The organism is Neobacillus mesonae (assembly GCF_001636315.1).
GTDB classification, from domain to species: Bacteria; Bacillota; Bacilli; order Bacillales; family Cytobacillaceae; genus Neobacillus; species Neobacillus mesonae.
The window spans coordinates 1,239,080-1,256,788 of the sequence record NZ_KV440949.1 but is presented as its reverse complement, the minus strand read 5'-3'; the positions used below and the strand labels follow the sequence as shown (position 1 = coordinate 1,256,788).

Below are 17,709 nucleotides of genomic sequence, written 5' to 3'. Positions count from 1 at the left end.
GACGTAATATGGTAAAATAGTGTAAATATTATGAAAAAGGGAAGGGGGATATGATTGAAGTTCCCGCTTATTCAAACTAAACTGCGGATTCCTGCGATAAAGGATGATTTTATCAGAAGGGCAAAGCTCACGAAGAAAATGAAAAGAATTCCCGAATTTCCCTTTGACTGCCGGTTTCGGAAAAAGTACCGCGCTTGCTTTATTTATGGGATGAAAAAATTCCAGGCTGCTGGTATTCTCTCCCCTCAATGGATGATGACATCCTTCCCTTTCTTACTTATATTATCCATTCTATCCGTCAGGTAAACAAGGAGTTTGGAATGGAATTATCTGTTTATATAGCAACAATGGACCGCTATATTCGCGAAGAAGAGCTGAACAATAGTGGCAGCATTTATTGTGCCTAAACTGCATGCCTCTTTGAACGAAGAGGTATTAAAAGACTATTGCAGCCAGAAGCTGGGACGCTATAAAATACCAAAACGTTTCATTTTTGTAAAAGAACTTCCTAAAACTCATGTTGGAAAAATTGATAAAAAGAAACTAAAGGAAATGCACTGCAAAGTATAAGCCACAACTAAGCTGTATACAATTTCAGGTATAGGAATTGTATACAGCTATTTATTTATAGTGAAACTTTAATCTTTGATCCCATGTAGCCACTCTTGATAACATTCGCTGCAAAGTGTTTCATCTCTCTCCTGGTTGGAGGCAACAAATGAGACATAATGCATTTGCCTTTCTTCAAGATCATTCGAACAGTAAAAACATTTCTCAGCCATTTTTATACCTTCTTTCTACTGTAGTTTTTGGGCTAGATTGATGGCAGTATCTGCTGCTGTTAAATCAAGCTGCAGCTGTTCACTTAAATCATGTGGATGATAATAGCCTTTTGCCATCATATAATTAGTAATTTTCTCATGAGTTGCAATCGCATCATTTAACTGTTGTCGTAACGCAGTTTTTAATTCCGGTGTCGCCGTTTCGGTAATGGCGACAGTATAATTTCTCACAGCTGCCTTTGCTGATATAAGAAAATCGGTCGCTATCACCTGGTCAGTCAAGCCGCCCATTCCCACAAGGTTCTGGATTAATTGATTCACACCATATCACCCCGATTCGTTAAAAACTTTTGGATTTGCTGGATATGCTGAATTCCCGCAGCAGCATCTGCTTCCATTATCGTTTGTAATTCTTCATCCTCCGCCAATTTGCTCATCGTTGTTGTTTTCGTTAAACAAAGGTTCTTAAATGCTAATAATTCATGTAAATCCAATGTTTCATGAAGTGCCAAATGCTTTACCATCTAGTCTGCCTCCGCTATAGGTACTTTTTTCACTTTTATCATTTCGAATGCCCTTATTAATTATTCATTAGTTAGCCTGCATAAATAAAAATAGTTAAGGGGGAAAATAAGGCAGGAATGTATATGGAGGTGTGTGTATTGGACCACTTAGCATTGCATGAAACAATGGAGACACATGAGATGATTAACTTTAAAACGGTCTGTTTATTGAAATCAAAACTAATGCAGGGAATCTGTTTTGATAACGAGCTTAAAGCTCTAATGGAAAAAGATGTCCAGCAATCAAAACAAGATATCAATGAATTAATGCAGTTTTATAAAGATAGCCAGTTATTACAATAATGGGGTGAAATGGATGGAGGATTTTTTAGATCCAAGAAATGCAGAAGGAATGCCAAATTTAGCAGATTCAGCAATTGCAATGGATTTTTTGCTTGGAATTAAAACAGGGATTCGCAATTATGGTTTTGCCATTAGCGAAACGGCTCATCCGGAACTTAGAAGGATTATGCACCGGCAAATGGAAGCAGCCATTGACCTGCATACGGAAATATCCAATTTAATGATAAAAAAAGGCTGGCTGAACCCTCACAATATAAAAGAACAAGTCCCTGTTGACTTAAAGGCTGCTGAAACGGCCATACAAATTTCAGAGTTAAATCTATTTCCAAATGATACTGACCGCCAAGGCATGTTTGCAACACCGAACCAATAGAGGAGGAGGGGCCAACGATGAAAGCTGTTACATATCAAGGAATTAAAAATGTGGAGGTTCGTGAGGTAAAGGACCCAACAATCAAAAATGCAGACGATATAATTGTGAAAATTACCACCTCCGGAATATGCGGTTCGGATTTACATTTGATTCATGCGATGATTCCCAATCTGCCGACTGATTACGTGATTGGTCATGAACCGTTGGGGGTTGTCGAGGAAGTGGGACCAGAGGTTACAAAATTAAAAAAAGGTGACCGTGTGATAATTCCATTTAACGTTAGCTGCGGTCATTGCTGGTATTGCACTCATGAATTGACGAGCCAATGTGATAACGGTAATCCTCACGGTCAGGGGGCAGGTTTTTTTGGTTATTCCGAAACAACTGGCGGCTATGCTGGCGGCCAAGCGGAATATATGAGGGTACCGTTTGGTAACTTTACCCCGTTTAAACTTCCGGAGAATTGTGAAGTTGAAGATGAAAAGTTAGTGCTTCTTGCCGATGTGATGCCTACTTCATATTGGAGTGTGGATCATGCCGGGGTGAAAAGTGGAGACACTGTTATCATCCTTGGCAGCGGCCCGATTGGCTTAATGGCTCAAAAATTTGCATGGTTAAAAGGGGCAAAGCGGGTGATTGCGGTTGATTACGTCGGTTACCGTTTAGAGCATGCCAAACGGACGAACAAAGTAGAAATTGTTAATTTTGAGGACCATGAAAATGTCGGTGATTTTCTGCTGGAAATTACACAAGGCGGTGCTGATGTTGTGATTGATGCCGTTGGGATGGATGGGAAGATGACACCGCTCGAATTTCTCGCATCCGGTATGAAACTCCACGGCGGAGCGATGAGTGCGATCGTGATTGCAAGCCAATGTGTCAGGAAAGGCGGAACGATTCAAATAACAGGTGTATATGGCGGCCGGTATAATGCCTTCCCGCTTGGGGATATTTTCCAGCGCAATGTTGACCTGAAAATGGGTCAGGCGCCGGTTATTCCATATATGCCAGCATTGTATAACATGGTGAATGAAGGGAAATTTGATCCGAGCGACATTATTACCCATGTCCTGCTGCTGAATCAAGCAAAGCATGGCTATGAAGTGTTTGATACGAAGACAGAGGATTGTATTAAAGTGGTGTTGAAACCTTAAGAGGGCTGAAGCTTCAGCCCTCCTAAATCAATTTTCTTGCCTGTTCAATAAACAATTTTGATAAAATAGACTGTGTTTTATTGACATTATAAACAAGATGGAAAAATCGTTCATCTTCAAAACCGTTTATTTCATGGATTTTCAGCAGGTTGTGCTGTGCATATTCTTTTGCAGCAAATTCTGAGATAATAGCTATCCCGATATTTTGCATCACAAACTGCATCAGGCTTTGCCCGGAATCCGTATAGGCTATAATATTCAATTCGTCTTTTGAAATATTATTTTTCCTCAGATATCTTTCTAACATTGCATTTGTCCCTGAATCGGCATTTCTCATAATAAATGGGTATTGGAGGATGTCGTCAATCTTGACGGGACCCTTTAAATCCATTTGAGTAGATGTAATGAGTACAAGCTTTTCTTTTAATAAAGGAATATATTGCAGCTTGTCACTTTCATATTGATTCCCCACGATGCCTATGTCTGTGCTCCCATTTAAAATGTTTTCCACCGCAATTTTGGATGAAGATTGATTGATTTGAAAAATGGCATTAGGGTACTTCTCCCTGAATTTCTTTATCATTTTAGGCAGTAAAAACTGACCCGGAACGGAACTTGCGGCAATATGAATGACTCCCCGGAAATCATTCATCCCCTGCTTTAAATCAAGTAAAGCTTGGTCTTTTATCAATAATAGCTTTAATGCCCATTGATATAATCGTTCTCCATAAGGTGTAACAATCGTTTCTCGCCCAACCCGGTCGAACAGTCTTACATCAAGCATTTTTTCCAATGCTTGAATATGGGAGCTGACGGTTGATTGGCTTAAGAAAACATCCTCGGCCGCTTTGGAAAAGCTCTTATGTTCAACCACTTTTGTAAAAACATACAGCTGGTGTAAATCCATCCGAATTTTCTCCTTTTATATTCGTATAATCGATTAGTAGTAATTGATAGAATAGATAAATTGAATTTCTTCTAGTGTACCACTTTTTTATAATGAAATTGACTTGCAATTTTAAAAAAAGGAGAGGGGAACCGATGGCCCAAGAATATCAAGCAGATTTACTCTATGATGCAGGCCCGACAGGCTGTGGTGAACTAATCATGAATTTGTTCCTAACCATGAAAAAAATGGAGAGCGGACAAATCATAAAGGTGATTTCATATGACCCAGGTGCAAGGGAGGACATCCCCGCATGGTGCCGGCTGCAAACCAATACTCTCCTTGAACGTCAGGATTTTGGCAAAACAAGTCATTACTATATTGAAAAAGGTTAAACACTGCCTTTTACATAAAAATCTATTGGGGGAATGAATCATGGCTGGAAAATTTTTAGTTAGCTTAACAAATGCAAAAAATAATCCTGATAAAGCAACAGTTGGTTTTGTTGTTGCAAATGCGGCGGTGGCATCAGGCCAAGAAACGGTTGTATTTTTAAATGTGGAAGGTGCGTATCTTGCTTCAAAAGGGTATGCCGACGACATCCATGAGGAAGGTTTTGCCTCATTGAAGCAGTTAATGGAGCAATTCGTCGAAGCAGGCGGCACACTCTGGGTATGCAGCCCCTGCTTTAAAAAACGCGGCCTAGACGAGGAAAACTTGGTAGAAGGGGCAGTCATTGTCGGTGGCGCCAAATTAGTAGAATTCTTAAGCCAAGGTGCCGCATCAATTACGTATTAAGGTGATAGGTATGGTTAACCCACATGCGGTTTGTGATGGCGGCGATTTAGATTGCGGCTCAGGTCTTTTATTAATCATTAAAAAAGCAATGGACCCGCTTGAGGGCGGGCAAATCTTAGAAGTGCGAAGCAGAGAACGAACGGTTGCCGAGGATCTGCCAGCCTGGTGCCGGATGGTTAACCATCAATTTTTGGGTTCAGAACCTGGTGAAAATACGACACGTTATTTTATTTCAAAAGGAGCAGCCCAAGAAGAATTAGAACAGGACTTGCAAGCGGCCAAAGGCTATCAATGGAGTGTCCGTGTTCAAGGTGAAAAAGATCTATCGGCGAAAATTCATTCGCGAAATCATAGTTTCATTGCCGGGCAGCCGGCAGATTTCAGTCCAAGAGTCAACGCGCCAAGTGCCATTGATTATCTCTTGGGGGCGCTTGCTTCGTGTTTGACTGTGGGCTTTAAAGCCCAGGCCTCGCGCAAGAACATTGAGATTGATCATCTTGAACTTTCATTAAAAGGCGGTCTGGAAAATGTGTTATACCATCTGGAGTTGGAACAGGAAGGGAGCGCAAGGATGAAACAGATTGCCGGAAAGTTTTATGTATCATCTTCTGAAGATGAAGTGGTTCTGGAAGAACTTTGGCGTAATACATTGGACCGTTCTCCCATCTATCAAACTCTTATAAGAGCTGTTCCAATTGATATAAAGCTTGCAATTGTATTTTAACCTTGAAGGTATCAATCGGTATAAATCTTGCAATATTAAACTGGGGGAATAACAATTATGACATTACCGATGTTTCCCACCACGGTAATTGGCAGCTGGCCAAGGTCAAATGACGTGCAAAAAGCGATGCGTGACAAGCGTGCCGGGAGAATAACAGAAGAAGAATTTCAAGCAATTGCCAATCAAGCAATTTTGCAGATTTTAAATTGGCAGGAAGAGGCGGGGATCGATATTGTTTCCGATGGTGAACAGCGCCGTGACAATTTCATTTCCTTTGTTGCGGAGCATTTAAACAATGTCCGGATGCTGTCGGTTTCGGAGCTTCTAGAATACGTAGAAGATAAAGCAAGCTTCGAAGAAATTCTTGGTACCTTGGATGTACCTGCATTTTCATTGTCGAATCCCGCTGCTGCAGGAACAATCAGCCGCAAAAAGCCGCTCGCTCTGGACGATTATTTATTTTTGAAAAAGCATACTGATAAACCGGTTAAAGTTGCACTGCCCGGTCCTTATTTATTAACCAGGGCAATGTGGGTAGAAGGACTATCAATGGATGCTTATCCTACGAAAGAAGACTTGGCAATTGATATTGTCCGGGTACTGCGGGAAGAATTAGAGGACTTGATTGCCGCGGGAGTTGAATTTGTTCAATTCGACGAACCCGTATTGACAGAGCTTGTGTTCACGCAGAAAAATGCCAATCGTACCTTTATGTGCGGGGCTTTAACTGCAAAAGCGGATGCAGAAGAGGAAATTGCCTTTGCGCTGGATGTGATGAATCAGGTGACAGAAGGCATGCTTGACCGTGGGACGCGAATCGGCGTTCATGTTTGCCGCGGTAACTGGAGCACACAGGAGGACGTCCTGTTGCGCGGCCCGTACCATCCGTTAATTCCTTACCTGTCCAAAGTTCAAGTTGATCAGCTGATTCTGGAATATGCCACCCCTCGTGCTGGAGAAATTGATGCGATTATAGATTTTGGCGGCAAAGAAATCGGCTTTGGAATTGTAAACCCACGGACTGAAGTTGTTGAAACAGTGGATGACATTGTGGAACGTGTTCAGGAAGTAAGGAAATACATTTCGGATGATAAAATCTTTTTAAATCCAGACTGCGGCTTCGGTACCTTTGCCCAACGCCCGATGAACAGCGACGAAATAGCAGTCGAAAAGCTAAAAGTCATGTCCGAAGCAGCAAAGAAATTAAGGGAAATCATAGTAGTTTAATTTGGGGTGCCTGACACTTGCTGAATTAGTGTCAGGCACTTTTTATTTTTACCGGTGTGCACTTGAACGAGAGGGTGATGGTCAAAATGAGCTGTTGATTTTGCCCGTGTGGAGGTGGAAAAGGGTACGTCCGGTCAAATAAAGAGCTGATTTTACCCGAGTAGAAGTGGAACCAGGTATGGGTGGTAAAAAGACTCTTCTAAAACACAAAAAGCCGCTGAGCCCTCCTCAACAGCTTTCACCCGCCAATCAAAGAATCTTAAACACCTACTGCTCTCGTTTCTGTCATCAAACACTGCTCCAAGATCCATGGCCACTCCCCATGGCCGGAAGCAGCATTGATATGCCCCATGTTTGGAAAAATTATTGAAGGCAAGCCAATATTTTTATAACAAATGGTATCCTCCAGACTGCAATAAGGGTCATTGGATGAATGGACAAATAACGTTTCTTCGGCTGCGACATATAATGATTTCCGATCCAACGGAACAGGGAAAAACGATTGTGCTTCCGATAGAATTACTCTTGGTGATGGTGGTGCGACAAGAATTGCCCGGCTAGCAATATTTCTCTTAAATCGCGCTGCATAATGAAGCCATAAGATGCAGCCTAAACTATGGGTAATCACAGTCAATGGCTGGTGTTTAGGAATCAAGTCTAAAGTGGAAGCTAAATCCTTTAACCAAACCTCTTTATTCGGTGAATCAAAGTTAGAAAAAACGGGATAGAACACCTGATAATTTCGGGCCGCTAGTTCTTCAGCCAGCCATGTTTGCCAATGGTCTTGACCACTTCCCCCTAAACCGTGCAGAATAAGAAAGTTCCGTTTATTCAACCTGATCCCCTCCAATTAAATTTAATTTATACTAATCCGATTAATAAACTTGGTATTGAGTTGATTATATCTTTTTCCAACAATAATGGCAATTAATTTAAAAAAATAATTGTAAATTGCCGGATAAACAATCAATATAAACAGAAGGACATTTAGAAAGCAGGGATATTTTTGATAGATTTTTCGTCATTAGAAATTTCAAAGACTTTAATTGATACATTACGCAGCAATGGGATTGTTAACCCATCTCCCATTCAAGAGCAAGCGATTCCAGTCATCATGAAAGGGCAGGACATTATTGCACAGGCACAAACGGGAACAGGTAAAACATTTGCGTTTATCTTGCCAATCCTTGAAAAAATCGACCGAGATGCAGAACATGTTCAAGCCCTCATTGTGACTCCAACTAGAGAATTAGCGCTGCAAATAACCGAAGAAATCGATAAATTGGCCGCCAACTTAAGCCATGTTCAGGTGCTAGCTATGTACGGAGGACAAGACGTCGAAAAACAGCTGAAAAAATTGAAAACAAACCCGCAAATTGTAGTTGGGACACCGGGAAGAATCCTCGATCATATTCGAAGGGGAACCGTTCAATTAGACCACGTCTCCTTCCTCGTCTTAGATGAAGCTGACCAAATGCTGCACATCGGCTTTCTTAAAGAAGTAGAGGATATCATTAAGGAAACGCCGGAAAATCGGCAGACTATGCTGTTTTCAGCAACGATTCCCCCCGAAGTACGGGCATTAGCCAAGAAGCATATGCGGGTACCTGAATATATTCAAATTGAAAAAACACAAGGTCCGGCCGAAAATGTAAAGCAGATTGCTATTCATACAACCGATCGAGCCAAACAAGCAACGCTAATCCAGTTAATTGAAACCTACCGTCCCTATTTGGCGGTCATTTTTTGCCGGACAAAACGCAGGGTGAGCAAACTTTATGAGGCGCTGAAAGGACAGGGCTTTTCCTGTGATGAGCTGCATGGAGACTTAACCCAAGCAAAACGTGAGAGGGTAATGAAGAGGTTTAGGGATGCAGAGATTCAATTATTAATTGCCACCGATGTTGCGGCTAGAGGATTGGATGTGGAGGGTGTTACCCATGTGATTAATTATGACATTCCTCAGGATAAGGAAAGCTATATTCACAGAATCGGACGAACTGGCAGGGCTGGAATGGAAGGAATGGCAATCACCCTTTATTCTTCGGCAAACAGACCAACACTGGACCTAATTGAAAAAGAACTCAATATTCGCATTCAAAAACAAAGTGCCGGAAATGCAGAGCAGGAAAATAATAATCAAAAGAATACACAACAAACGAAAGAACGTACTACAAAGCCTAGCACGGTAAAAAATAAACGAAGGAATACATCATCACAAACCTTTAATAAAAAAAGAACGAATGCCAAAACGGAATCCAGGAGAAAATCAAAAAGATAATCATTATTGAAATCAAATGTATGATAAAAGCAATAAAACTCAGCGGCATTGCTGACCGCTGAGTTTTATTATCCAATTTTATAAGCTTTTTTGCAGTCTGCGTACTGCTCATCCCAAAGCTCTTTCATCTTCATCCTGCCTTTGTCAATCTCCGGATTAAACTGAATCGCGGCTTTCTCTCTGACGATGCGGACGTTTTGTACTGCTTGCTGCAGCGATTGATTAGTTCCTTTTCCGGCAGCTTTGGCAATTGCCAGCCCGGCGATCGTCCCCTGAGCCATAGCAATTTTTCCACTTTCAATCCCGGTAATATTCCCGGCGACAAACAGACCTTCAAGAGGCGTTTCCATCGTTTCTGAATGGCATGGAACATGTCCGCCAAGTTCAGGAATATATTGGAACGGGCAGCCCGCAACTGCGGCAATCTCTGCGAGAGGATACAATCCACCGGCAATACAAACGAAGTCCGCTTCATAAATCTTTTCGGTGCCGGGAATGATTGTGCCATTAACATCTATATCCACCACCCGTACTCCCTCAACCTGATCCTTACCAATGATTTCAAGCGCAGCTTTTCGCAGCTGCATTGGTGTGCCGTTTATCTTTACACCGTTCTTAGGATAAAACTTCATTCCCAGTTTTCTGAACCAATCCTGTTTCATCAACCGGCTTCCGAATCGCAGGAGCGGCGATGGGGCAAGACGGGCCGCATGAAGCAGTGATTTCATTACCTCGTCAGGTTCACCGGCTTTCTGGCTTAACGGACTTTTTTCTGGCAGGATAATCCGGTCAACATTGATACCCGCCAGCTGAAGCTCATTCAAAATCGCAAACGCTAAAATATTTGCTCCAATAATAATTCCTTTTTTGCCGACTTGGACGCGATGCACATTTGTCATAACCTGTGCTGCCCCGATCGACATGACCCCCGGAAGTGTCCAGCCGGGAACAGGGATTGGATACTCAGCAGCTCCGGTAGCGGCAAGGACAAAGCGGGCCGTGAATGTCCCGGCATTTGTATGGACATTCATAAGCTGGTCTTCTTTTTCTAAGTTGTATACCGACACACCACAGCGAATATCGACAGCTAATTTTATTGCTTCTTGATGAAGAAGTTCGGCTTCTTTAATACCATTCCACCATTCACCTGAGGGTTCTTGGTGAAGCTGGCCTAGCAATCTTCCACCCGGCTTGATAAATTCGTCAAGAACAGTGACACGCAGCCCATTTTTGGCACAGGCAATGGCGCCTGCCAATCCTGCAGGTCCCGCTCCAATTACAATGACATCACTCATGCCTCTTCCACCATCCTTTTGACGATATTCGGAAGCTGCTTGCCGCTTTCCACTTCCATATCCTTTTCAACTACTGTTAAGCAGGCTCTAATGTTTGCCTGCCCGTTCACGGTCACCCGGCATTCCATGCAATGTCCGATATTGCAATAGATTCCCCGGGGTGTACCGCTTTCTTCATGCACCCTTAATTTTCTGACATCGTTTGCAAGAAGTGCAGCAGCGATCGTTTCATTTTTGTAAGCTTCATATGTTTTCCCATCAAATTGAAAGGTAACTTTGTTTCGATCTTCAATTTTTCCTAACACTGGATGGTCTAGTATTCTGCTCATTTTATTTCACCTACCGATCCAAATGTCACCGGTCTAATGGGAGGCTGGTATTTTAATGGAATATCAGCTTGTGTAATATTCGGTATTACACTTTCAATAATGTTGTCCACCGCCATCCGGCAGGTACGGCCGCCGCAAAAGCCCATTCCGGCCCTAGTTCGTAATTTCAGTTCTCTTGCTGTACATTTATGCTCATGTGCCGTTGACAGCAATTGTCCATAGGTAACTTCTTCGCATCTGCAGATTACTAAATCATCATGTTTTGTCATTTTGCCTTCCTCCTCTATGAACTTCTATAAAATTACCATGCAAAAATCGTACCAACATTTTGAGGAGGAGGAAAAATTAGTCCAATCCGAGTCGTTTTAGGCGGTTATATAAAGTGGCTCTAGTGATACCGAGCCGTTTCGCACACTCCAACTTGTTGCCATTGACAATCTTTAATGCCCGCTGGAGGATTTTTCGCTCGTGCCGATCCATTTCTTCCTGCAGTGACAGGATTATATGTTGCTTCTCCTGACTTTCAATCGAAGGTAATAGCTGATTATTTAAAGCAGCGGTCCTGCTCGCAGAAAATAATAGGTATTCTTTTCTAATGACCCCATCGGTAGCGAAAACAACCAGCCGTTCAACAATATTTCGAAGCTCTCGAATATTGCCGGGCCATTCATATTGCAGCATTTCCTGGAGCACTTCCGGTGAAATTTCATGGATCGGGCGTCCGTATCGCTGGGAAAATTCATTTAAAAAATAGTGCGTTAGTTCAATAATATCTTCATATCGTTCACGTAAAGGAGGAATGTTTAGGGTAACAACATTTAAGCGGTAATAAAGGTCCTCACGAAACTTCCCCTCCCGCATTAATTCGTGTAAATTACGATTCGTTGCGGCAATTACTCGGAAATCAATATCGATTTCCTTTTCACCGCCAACACGATAATATTTTCGCTCCTGCAGCACCCTTAGCAGCTTTACCTGCATATCGAGCGGCATTTCGCCGATTTCATCAAGAAATAAGGTGCCGCCTTTTGCTAGTTCAATTTTTCCTTTCTTTCCTTTGTAATCAGCCCCCGAAAAGGCCCCGCGTTCATAGCCGAATAATTCACTTTCAAATAAGGAAGGCGGGATTGCCCCGCAATTGATGGAAATAAAAGGGGCATTCGGCTCTTCGCTGGCATCATGAATCGCTTTGGCAAAGACCTCTTTCCCAGCTCCGCTTTCGCCTAAAATTAACACCGTGGACTTTACGGTACATACTTTTCTCGCCAATTCGATCGTCGTTTGAATTGCTGAACTTTTTCCTTTAATGATATAAAACGGGTCCTGTGAATGTTTATAGCGGGCCACCTCTTGCTCTAAACGGTGAACTTCATGCGACATGTTAAACAGCTTTTCGTTAAGCAAAACTTGATTGGTAATGTCCGTCTCTGAAACCACTGCCCCAATAATCCGATTTTTATAATAAACGGGGTTAGAGTTAATTAACACAAACAGGTCCGACCTTGGCTGATGGTACTGTCCATGAATTCTTTTTCCAGTATGTAATGTTTGCAATATTTCCAGCTTGCTGCGGTCAAAAAATTTGGTGATCGGATGGCCCAAAATCTCCTCTTCTTGGACTGAGAAGATTTTTTCCGCCCCTTTTGTCCAGGTTCGGACACGTTCATTCGCATCGATAACCGTTACCGAGGCATCAGAAGTATTTATAATGGTGTCGTAAAAAGCATGTAACTGCCTATAGGTGTTATAAAGAAAATCAATCATTTGAGCAGCGGTTATACACGCTGAAGGCTGCTTATTTTGATCCAGCAGGACAATGACAGAATGATGCTTAAATGCTTGGATCAGCGATTCTGTTGAAACATCTTCATTTACGGCTTTACAAGGAATCAAAGCCGCATTCTCGGCTGTTTGGTAAAAAAAATCTTCGTTCCGTTGTATCAGGTTTTTAACAGCAGCTGGTTTCCCCAATGAACTTTTCAGAATTTCTTTTGCCGATTGGATCGTAAAGCCCATAAAACCCCTCCTTAAAATGTAAAAAAATCTAAACACTGTAAATATAATTATACACCTAATGGCTAAAAATTTTAAATATTTATACTAATATAGAAACAAAACTTACAAATTTCTTGGCACGCTTTTTGCATTAAAAGAATATGAGATTTTTTTATGAAAGGGGGATGGGCTGTGAAGCATTGTGATGTTCTTGTGATCGGCGGGGGAATCATCGGCTGTTCCATTGCCTATTACGCCTCAAAAGCCGGCAGGGATGTGACCATCATTGAAAAAGGGGAATTTGTCAGCGGGACATCCTCACGCTGCGATGGCAATATTTTGGCGATTGATAAAGATCCTGGCTTTGATAGTCAAATGTCGTTGGTCAGCCAGCGTTTAGTGGATGATTTAAGCAGAAAACTAGATTATAAGTTTGAATATCGTGCACCTGGCAGCATTCTTGTTTGTGAATCCGATGAGGAAATGGAGGCCGCCAAGCAATGGGTAGACCGTCAAAAGGGTGCCGGACTGCCGTTTAGAATGTTGGACCGTGAAGATATCCGGCAAGAATCTCCATTCTTTGCAGATGATTTATTGGGTGGATTGGAGTGTGCGACGGATTCAACGGTTAATCCGTATTTGCTTGCATTTGGATTGCTAGAAACAGCTAAGAAGCAGGGGACAAAAGCGATTAAACAAACAGAAGTAAGAGAAATAAAGCGTGAAAACAATTTATTTATCGTGAATACATCAAATGGAGTATTTACGGCCGATCATCTGGTTAACGCAGCGGGTGTCTGGGCACCAAGGATTGGAGAAATGCTGGAGCTTTCTATACCAATCAAACCAAGAAAAGGCCATATCGTTGTTGCTTCGAGGCAGCAGCATGTCGGATGCCGTAAAGTGATGGAGTTCGGCTACTTAATTTCCAAATTCGGCGGGAAGCGCAGGGTTGACCCGTTAACGGAAAAATACGGTGTAGCCCTAGTTTTTGAACCTACTGAAAGTCAAAACTTCTTAATCGGCTCAAGCCGTGAATTTGTCGGGTTTAACACGAAAGTAAACAACGAGGTCATTAAATGCATTGCAAATCGTGCCATCCGTTTTTATCCAAAAATGGCCGATATGATGGTGATTCGCTCCTACGCTGGACTTAGACCATGGACGGAAGATCATTTACCAATTGTTTCACGCGTGGAGGGAATTCCTAATTTCTATATTGCAGCTGGTCATGAGGGTGACGGCATCAGTCTTGCTGCAGTTACCGGAAAGGTGATTGAGGAACTGATTAATGAAACAGAAACTTGTATTCCTGTTGAACCGCTCCGTTACGACCGATTTAAGGAAAGGGTGTTAACTAGATGAGGGCACATAAAGTGTTTACCACCATTGATACACATACAGGCGGAAATCCAACGCGGACTGTGATCAGCGGTCTCCCGGGGTTAATCGGAGAAACGATGTCCGAGAAAATGCTCTATATGAAAAGGGAGTATGACTGGATTCGCAAATTGCTGATGAATGAACCAAGAGGACATGATGTAATGTCGGGAGCCTTGCTGACGGAACCATGTCATCCTGATGCTGATATCGGTGTGATTTATATTGAAACCGGCGGATACCTGCCAATGTGCGGGCATGATACGATTGGCGTTTGTACAGCCTTAGTGGAGTCGGGGCTGATTCCTGTTCAGGAGCCGATTACTTCATTAAAGCTGGATACACCGGCGGGACTGGTGGAAGTTGATATATTAGTAGAAGGCGGCAAGGCAAAGGAGGTTTCTTTTTGTAATATCCCGGCCTTTCTGCTGAAAAGTGTTTCTGTTGAGGTTGAAGGGATTGGCAGAGTCTATGCTGACATTGCTTATGGCGGGAATTTTTATGCCATAATCGATGCGAAATCAGTTGGACTAGAGTTAGTGCCTGAGAATGCTTCAACGATCATTGATAAGGCGATTACCATTCGAAATGCAATTAATGAAAAAACGGAAATTGTCCATCCGAAATATCCGTTTATCCGGGGCTTAACCCATGTCGAATTCTATACCGAGCCAACCCAGAAATTAGCGGATGTGAAAAATACCGTAATTGTTCCACCTGGCGGGATTGACCGCTCGCCATGCGGTACAGGAACTTCAGCTAAACTGGCTGTTCTTTATTCAAACGGGGAGATTGCCATTGGAGAGGAGTTTGTTCACGAGAGCATTGTAGGATCGTTATTCCGCGGACGTGTTCTGGAAACGACCAATGTTGAGAATGTTGAGGCGGTTGTGACGGGAATTTCCGGGTCCGCTTGGCTGATGGGAATGCATCGCTTCTTTTACCATGAGGAAGATCCACTTAAAGAAGGATTTTTACTGATCCCACCTATGGAAGAGCAGGAAACGGAGGATGTGAAATGAAAATTGAAAAGGCTTACTCAACCATTGATGTTCATGTTGCCGGCGAAGCATTCCGGATTATTCACAACATACCGTTGATCCATTATCGATCACTTGAAGAGCTATATGAAAAATTTCCGGAGGTCTTTCACGAGGAGAAAAATTTGTTATTAAATGAGCCTCGCGGATTTGCCGGATTAAACGGCTGTCTTGTTGTTCCGCCAATAAATCGTGAAGCAGATGCGGCGGTTGTCTTTTTCAATCATGAGGGGACAGTGCCTGTCCATTATGGAGGAATTGTTGCTGTTATCACCGCTTTACTAGAGTGTGGGCAGCTAAAGGCTAGGGATACCAATCGCTATTACGTTGAAACCGTTCAGGGAGTGATCCCGGTTACCGCCATGATGGAAAATGAAGAAGTGGTGGCAGTTCATCTTGAAAGCGGATTGTGTCATGTTGTGGAAACAGATATTCCACTATCCCATCCACAGTTCAAGACGAAGTATTCCCTAGTCCACGCGGATCAATTGTATGCTGTATTTAACAAACAGGATTTTACGTTCAATATTCAACTTGAGGAGCTGGCAGATATCAATAGGTGGGGACAAATGGTTTTACAATCTCTTGACCCGCGGGTAAAAGCGGTTGTTTTATTAGATGATACTAGAGCCGATAGCCGCCATATTAAAACTGTTACCTTCCGTCATGACAGCTATATTGTCCGGTCACCAGGTTTTGTTCCGACGCAGGTGTGTTTTGCTAGTTTAGTTGCAAAAGGAACGGTTTTGGCAGACGGAATTGTTGTAAATGAAAGTATTTTTGGAAGTAAGCTGCAGGCAGAGGCACTTAACCAAGAGGATAGTGGCTATCGATTTAAGCTGACAACCCGTGGCTTTATCACCGGGATGCAAACATTTATTTTGGATCCAACCGATCCATTAGCAGCTGGGTTCTTATTAAAATAAGGGATAAAAAGGACTGCTATTTCTCCTTGGTGGGAATAACCATCCTTTTTATCATACCTTTCTTTGCCACCGGCAAAAAATAAAACATTTTATCGGCATTATTTTTTGAATATTCAATATTGACATCGTTTACCTAAAATCCTTTAAATGTGAAAGGGGTTCACCTATGGAAGGAATCATTAATTGGTTGGTCGATCAAGTATGGGGTACTGGTCTTGTTGTTTTTGCTCTTGGTGCAGGATTATTTTTTTCAATTATGACTCGTTTCGTTCAAATTCGGTATTTTAAAGAAATGATTATGCTGTTGTTTGAAGGCAAGAGTTCTGAGAATGGGATTTCCTCATTTCAGGCATTTTGTTTGGCTTTATCCGGCCGTGTCGGGGTAGGAAATATCGCCGGTGTCGCTACCGCCATTGCTTACGGCGGACCGGGGGCCGTGTTCTGGATGTGGATCATGGCCTTATTGGGCGGTGCTAGTGCCTTTATTGAATCAACGCTTGCCCAAGTATTTAAGAGCAAAGTGGGCAATGAATACCGCGGGGGAACCCCTTATTTTATTGAAAAAGGGTTAAAGCTCAAGTGGTTTGCGGTCATCATGGCCATTGTGGTTACCATCTCCTATGGATTCTTAACCCCTGGTGTTCAAGCGAACAGTATTGCCTCGGGTATGGAAAATGCTTTCGGTTTAAACAAGACGATTACTGGTATTTTCTTAGTCATCTTACTAGGTGCGATTATTTTTGGCGGCGTTAAGCGGATCGCCAGTGTTTCGCAGATGATTGTTCCATTTATGGCTGTGGGTTATGTTGTCGTTACCTTCATCGTGTTGGGAATGAATTTTGCAAAAGTTCCTGAAATGTTTTCATTAATCTTCTCGAGTGCTTTCGGCTCCAATCAAATATTTGGCGGTATTGTCGGGACAGCAATTGCCTGGGGAGTAAGGCGTGCGATTTTCTCCAATGTTGCCGGCTGTGGTGAAGCCACCTACAGCTCTGCAGCGGCTGAAGTAACACATCCTGCTAAGCAAGGATTAGTCCAAGCTTTCTCTGTTTATATTGATACAATTGTCGTATGTACAGCAACCGCATTAATGATTCTAGTTACGGGAATGTACAATGTTACACCTGAGGGTAAAGACCCTATTATTCAGCCATTGACAAATGTCGATCCGGGTCCTGCCTATACCCAAATGGCAGTCGAAACCGCCCTTCCTGGATTCGGCCCTGGATTTGTTTCGATAGCTATTTTCTTCTTTGCGTTTACCACCTTAATGGCCTATTACTATATTGCCGAAACAACGTTGGTATATTTAAGCGGCAAGCGGGAGCTGCCTTGGCTGAAAACCATCCTGAAGGTTGTCATGCTGATGATGATCTTTGTCGGCAGCGTGAAATCAGCATCCATGATGTGGGCCCTCGGGGATATCGGCTTCGGTTCCATGGCATGGCTCAGCCTTTTAGCCATCCTGCTCCTGACAAAGCCAACTTTAAAGATTTTAAAAGATTATGAAACTCAGAAGAAAGCGGGGAAAGATCCAGTGTTCGATCCCATTAAAGTGGGAATCAGCGGTGCCGATTTTTGGGAGGAAAAATGCAAAGAAGATCGTGCTTCTAAAGATAATAGATCAATTGGATAAGAATAGGGGTTTTTTAT

23 protein-coding genes are annotated in these 17,709 nt (G+C 42.6%); 14 read left to right on the top strand and 9 right to left on the bottom strand.

Annotation, left to right across the window (positions count from 1 at the left end; all coding sequences use genetic code 11):
- Nucleotides 1-54 precede the first annotated feature (54 nt).
- Together A6749_RS06380 and A6749_RS06375 are read left to right on the top strand one after the other, a co-directional pair.
- Entirely contained in the window at nucleotides 55-306 is a 252-nt protein-coding gene (locus tag A6749_RS06380; protein ID WP_066386365.1) for a hypothetical protein, read from the top strand.
- Nucleotides 307-384: 78 nt separating this feature from the next.
- Complete coding sequence (locus tag A6749_RS06375) at nucleotides 385-570, top strand: AMP-binding enzyme (protein WP_066386364.1); 186 nt, start codon at nucleotides 385-387, stop codon at nucleotides 568-570.
- A gap of 68 nt (nucleotides 571-638) precedes the next feature.
- Here A6749_RS06375 and A6749_RS28580 read toward each other — a convergent pair whose 3' ends face one another.
- The 3 genes from A6749_RS28580 to A6749_RS06365 are packed head-to-tail and all read right to left on the bottom strand — an operon-like array spanning nucleotide 639 to nucleotide 1,306.
- A complete protein-coding gene (locus A6749_RS28580; protein WP_169809855.1) occupies nucleotides 639-782 on the bottom strand; it encodes a hypothetical protein in 144 nt (47 codons plus the stop codon).
- A gap of 15 nt (nucleotides 783-797) precedes the next feature.
- A complete protein-coding gene (locus tag A6749_RS06370) occupies nucleotides 798-1,103 on the bottom strand; it encodes a spore coat protein (RefSeq protein ID WP_127488368.1) in 306 nt (101 codons plus the stop codon).
- Nucleotides 1,100-1,306 (bottom strand): hypothetical protein, encoded by a 207-nt coding sequence (locus tag A6749_RS06365; protein ID WP_066386361.1) that lies wholly within the window; start codon nucleotides 1,304-1,306, stop codon nucleotides 1,100-1,102. The genes A6749_RS06370 and A6749_RS06365 overlap by 4 nt, the downstream gene beginning before the upstream one ends.
- Nucleotides 1,307-1,471: 165 nt before the next feature.
- Here A6749_RS06365 and A6749_RS06360 point away from each other — a divergent pair, with 165 nt between their 5' ends.
- The 3 genes from A6749_RS06360 to A6749_RS06350 are packed head-to-tail and all read left to right on the top strand — an operon-like array spanning nucleotide 1,472 to nucleotide 3,175.
- Nucleotides 1,472-1,648, top strand: coding sequence for a spore coat protein (locus A6749_RS06360; protein ID WP_236719766.1), 177 nt, complete (start codon nucleotides 1,472-1,474; stop codon nucleotides 1,646-1,648).
- A 13-nt stretch (nucleotides 1,649-1,661) separates the two neighbouring features.
- Nucleotides 1,662-2,021, top strand: a complete 360-nt coding sequence (locus tag A6749_RS06355) for a spore coat protein (RefSeq protein ID WP_066386356.1) — start codon at nucleotides 1,662-1,664, stop codon at nucleotides 2,019-2,021.
- A 17-nt stretch (nucleotides 2,022-2,038) separates the two neighbouring features.
- The gene (locus A6749_RS06350) at nucleotides 2,039-3,175 is read left to right on the top strand and encodes a zinc-dependent alcohol dehydrogenase (RefSeq protein ID WP_066386354.1); all 1,137 of its coding nucleotides are present in this window, start codon (nucleotides 2,039-2,041) and stop codon (nucleotides 3,173-3,175) included.
- Nucleotides 3,176-3,197: 22 nt separating this feature from the next.
- Here the strand turns inward: A6749_RS06350 and A6749_RS06345 are convergent, their stop codons facing one another.
- Nucleotides 3,198-4,082, bottom strand: coding sequence for a selenium metabolism-associated LysR family transcriptional regulator (locus A6749_RS06345; RefSeq protein WP_066386352.1), 885 nt, complete (start codon nucleotides 4,080-4,082; stop codon nucleotides 3,198-3,200).
- 134 nt (nucleotides 4,083-4,216) lie between these two features.
- Between A6749_RS06345 and A6749_RS06340 the strand changes: the two genes are divergently transcribed.
- From A6749_RS06340 to A6749_RS06325, 4 genes are read left to right on the top strand one after another with little or no spacing between them, the layout of a single operon-like run.
- A complete protein-coding gene (locus A6749_RS06340; RefSeq protein WP_066386350.1) occupies nucleotides 4,217-4,456 on the top strand; it encodes a sulfurtransferase TusA family protein in 240 nt (79 codons plus the stop codon).
- A gap of 40 nt (nucleotides 4,457-4,496) precedes the next feature.
- Nucleotides 4,497-4,859 carry a DsrE family protein gene (locus tag A6749_RS06335; protein ID WP_066386348.1) on the top strand — a complete coding sequence of 121 codons (363 nt, stop codon included), beginning with the start codon at nucleotides 4,497-4,499 and terminating at the stop codon, nucleotides 4,857-4,859.
- Between the two features lie 10 nt (nucleotides 4,860-4,869).
- Nucleotides 4,870-5,583 (top strand): sulfurtransferase TusA family protein, encoded by a 714-nt coding sequence (locus A6749_RS06330; RefSeq protein WP_066386346.1) that lies wholly within the window; start codon nucleotides 4,870-4,872, stop codon nucleotides 5,581-5,583.
- A gap of 57 nt (nucleotides 5,584-5,640) precedes the next feature.
- Nucleotides 5,641-6,810: a cobalamin-independent methionine synthase II family protein gene (locus tag A6749_RS06325; protein ID WP_066386341.1), complete on the top strand. Its 1,170-nt coding sequence runs from the start codon at nucleotides 5,641-5,643 to the stop codon at nucleotides 6,808-6,810.
- A gap of 259 nt (nucleotides 6,811-7,069) precedes the next feature.
- Here the strand turns inward: A6749_RS06325 and A6749_RS06320 are convergent, their stop codons facing one another.
- The gene (locus tag A6749_RS06320; protein ID WP_066386338.1) at nucleotides 7,070-7,645 is read right to left on the bottom strand and encodes an RBBP9/YdeN family alpha/beta hydrolase; all 576 of its coding nucleotides are present in this window, start codon (nucleotides 7,643-7,645) and stop codon (nucleotides 7,070-7,072) included.
- 171 nt (nucleotides 7,646-7,816) lie between these two features.
- Here A6749_RS06320 and A6749_RS06315 point away from each other — a divergent pair, with 171 nt between their 5' ends.
- Nucleotides 7,817-9,091, top strand: coding sequence for a DEAD/DEAH box helicase (locus A6749_RS06315; RefSeq protein ID WP_066386335.1), 1,275 nt, complete (start codon nucleotides 7,817-7,819; stop codon nucleotides 9,089-9,091).
- A 68-nt stretch (nucleotides 9,092-9,159) separates the two neighbouring features.
- Here A6749_RS06315 and A6749_RS06310 read toward each other — a convergent pair whose 3' ends face one another.
- The 4 genes from A6749_RS06310 to A6749_RS06295 all read right to left on the bottom strand — a co-directional run bounded on the left by A6749_RS06310 (nucleotide 9,160) and on the right by A6749_RS06295 (nucleotide 12,731).
- The gene (locus A6749_RS06310; protein ID WP_066386328.1) at nucleotides 9,160-10,386 is read right to left on the bottom strand and encodes an NAD(P)/FAD-dependent oxidoreductase; all 1,227 of its coding nucleotides are present in this window, start codon (nucleotides 10,384-10,386) and stop codon (nucleotides 9,160-9,162) included.
- Nucleotides 10,383-10,715, bottom strand: a complete 333-nt coding sequence (locus A6749_RS06305; RefSeq protein ID WP_066386326.1) for a (2Fe-2S)-binding protein — start codon at nucleotides 10,713-10,715, stop codon at nucleotides 10,383-10,385. The genes A6749_RS06310 and A6749_RS06305 overlap by 4 nt, the downstream gene beginning before the upstream one ends.
- Entirely contained in the window at nucleotides 10,712-10,984 is a 273-nt protein-coding gene (locus A6749_RS06300; RefSeq protein ID WP_066386320.1) for a (2Fe-2S)-binding protein, read from the bottom strand. Before A6749_RS06300 ends, A6749_RS06305 begins: the two co-directional genes overlap by 4 nt.
- 76 nt (nucleotides 10,985-11,060) lie before the next feature.
- Complete coding sequence (locus A6749_RS06295; RefSeq protein ID WP_066386314.1) at nucleotides 11,061-12,731, bottom strand: sigma-54 interaction domain-containing protein; 1,671 nt, start codon at nucleotides 12,729-12,731, stop codon at nucleotides 11,061-11,063.
- Nucleotides 12,732-12,902: 171 nt separating this feature from the next.
- Between A6749_RS06295 and A6749_RS06290 the strand changes: the two genes are divergently transcribed.
- The 4 genes from A6749_RS06290 to A6749_RS06275 all read left to right on the top strand — a co-directional run bounded on the left by A6749_RS06290 (nucleotide 12,903) and on the right by A6749_RS06275 (nucleotide 17,692).
- On the top strand, nucleotides 12,903-14,075 hold the full coding sequence (locus tag A6749_RS06290) for an NAD(P)/FAD-dependent oxidoreductase (protein WP_066386312.1): 1,173 nt from the start codon (nucleotides 12,903-12,905) through the stop codon (nucleotides 14,073-14,075).
- Nucleotides 14,072-15,112 carry a proline racemase family protein gene (locus A6749_RS06285; RefSeq protein WP_066386310.1) on the top strand — a complete coding sequence of 347 codons (1,041 nt, stop codon included), beginning with the start codon at nucleotides 14,072-14,074 and terminating at the stop codon, nucleotides 15,110-15,112. Before A6749_RS06290 ends, A6749_RS06285 begins: the two co-directional genes overlap by 4 nt.
- Nucleotides 15,109-16,056, top strand: a complete 948-nt coding sequence (locus A6749_RS06280; RefSeq protein ID WP_066386308.1) for a proline racemase family protein — start codon at nucleotides 15,109-15,111, stop codon at nucleotides 16,054-16,056. Before A6749_RS06285 ends, A6749_RS06280 begins: the two co-directional genes overlap by 4 nt.
- Nucleotides 16,057-16,222: 166 nt before the next feature.
- The gene (locus tag A6749_RS06275; RefSeq protein ID WP_066386306.1) at nucleotides 16,223-17,692 is read left to right on the top strand and encodes an alanine/glycine:cation symporter family protein; all 1,470 of its coding nucleotides are present in this window, start codon (nucleotides 16,223-16,225) and stop codon (nucleotides 17,690-17,692) included.
- Nucleotides 17,693-17,709 lie beyond the last annotated feature (17 nt).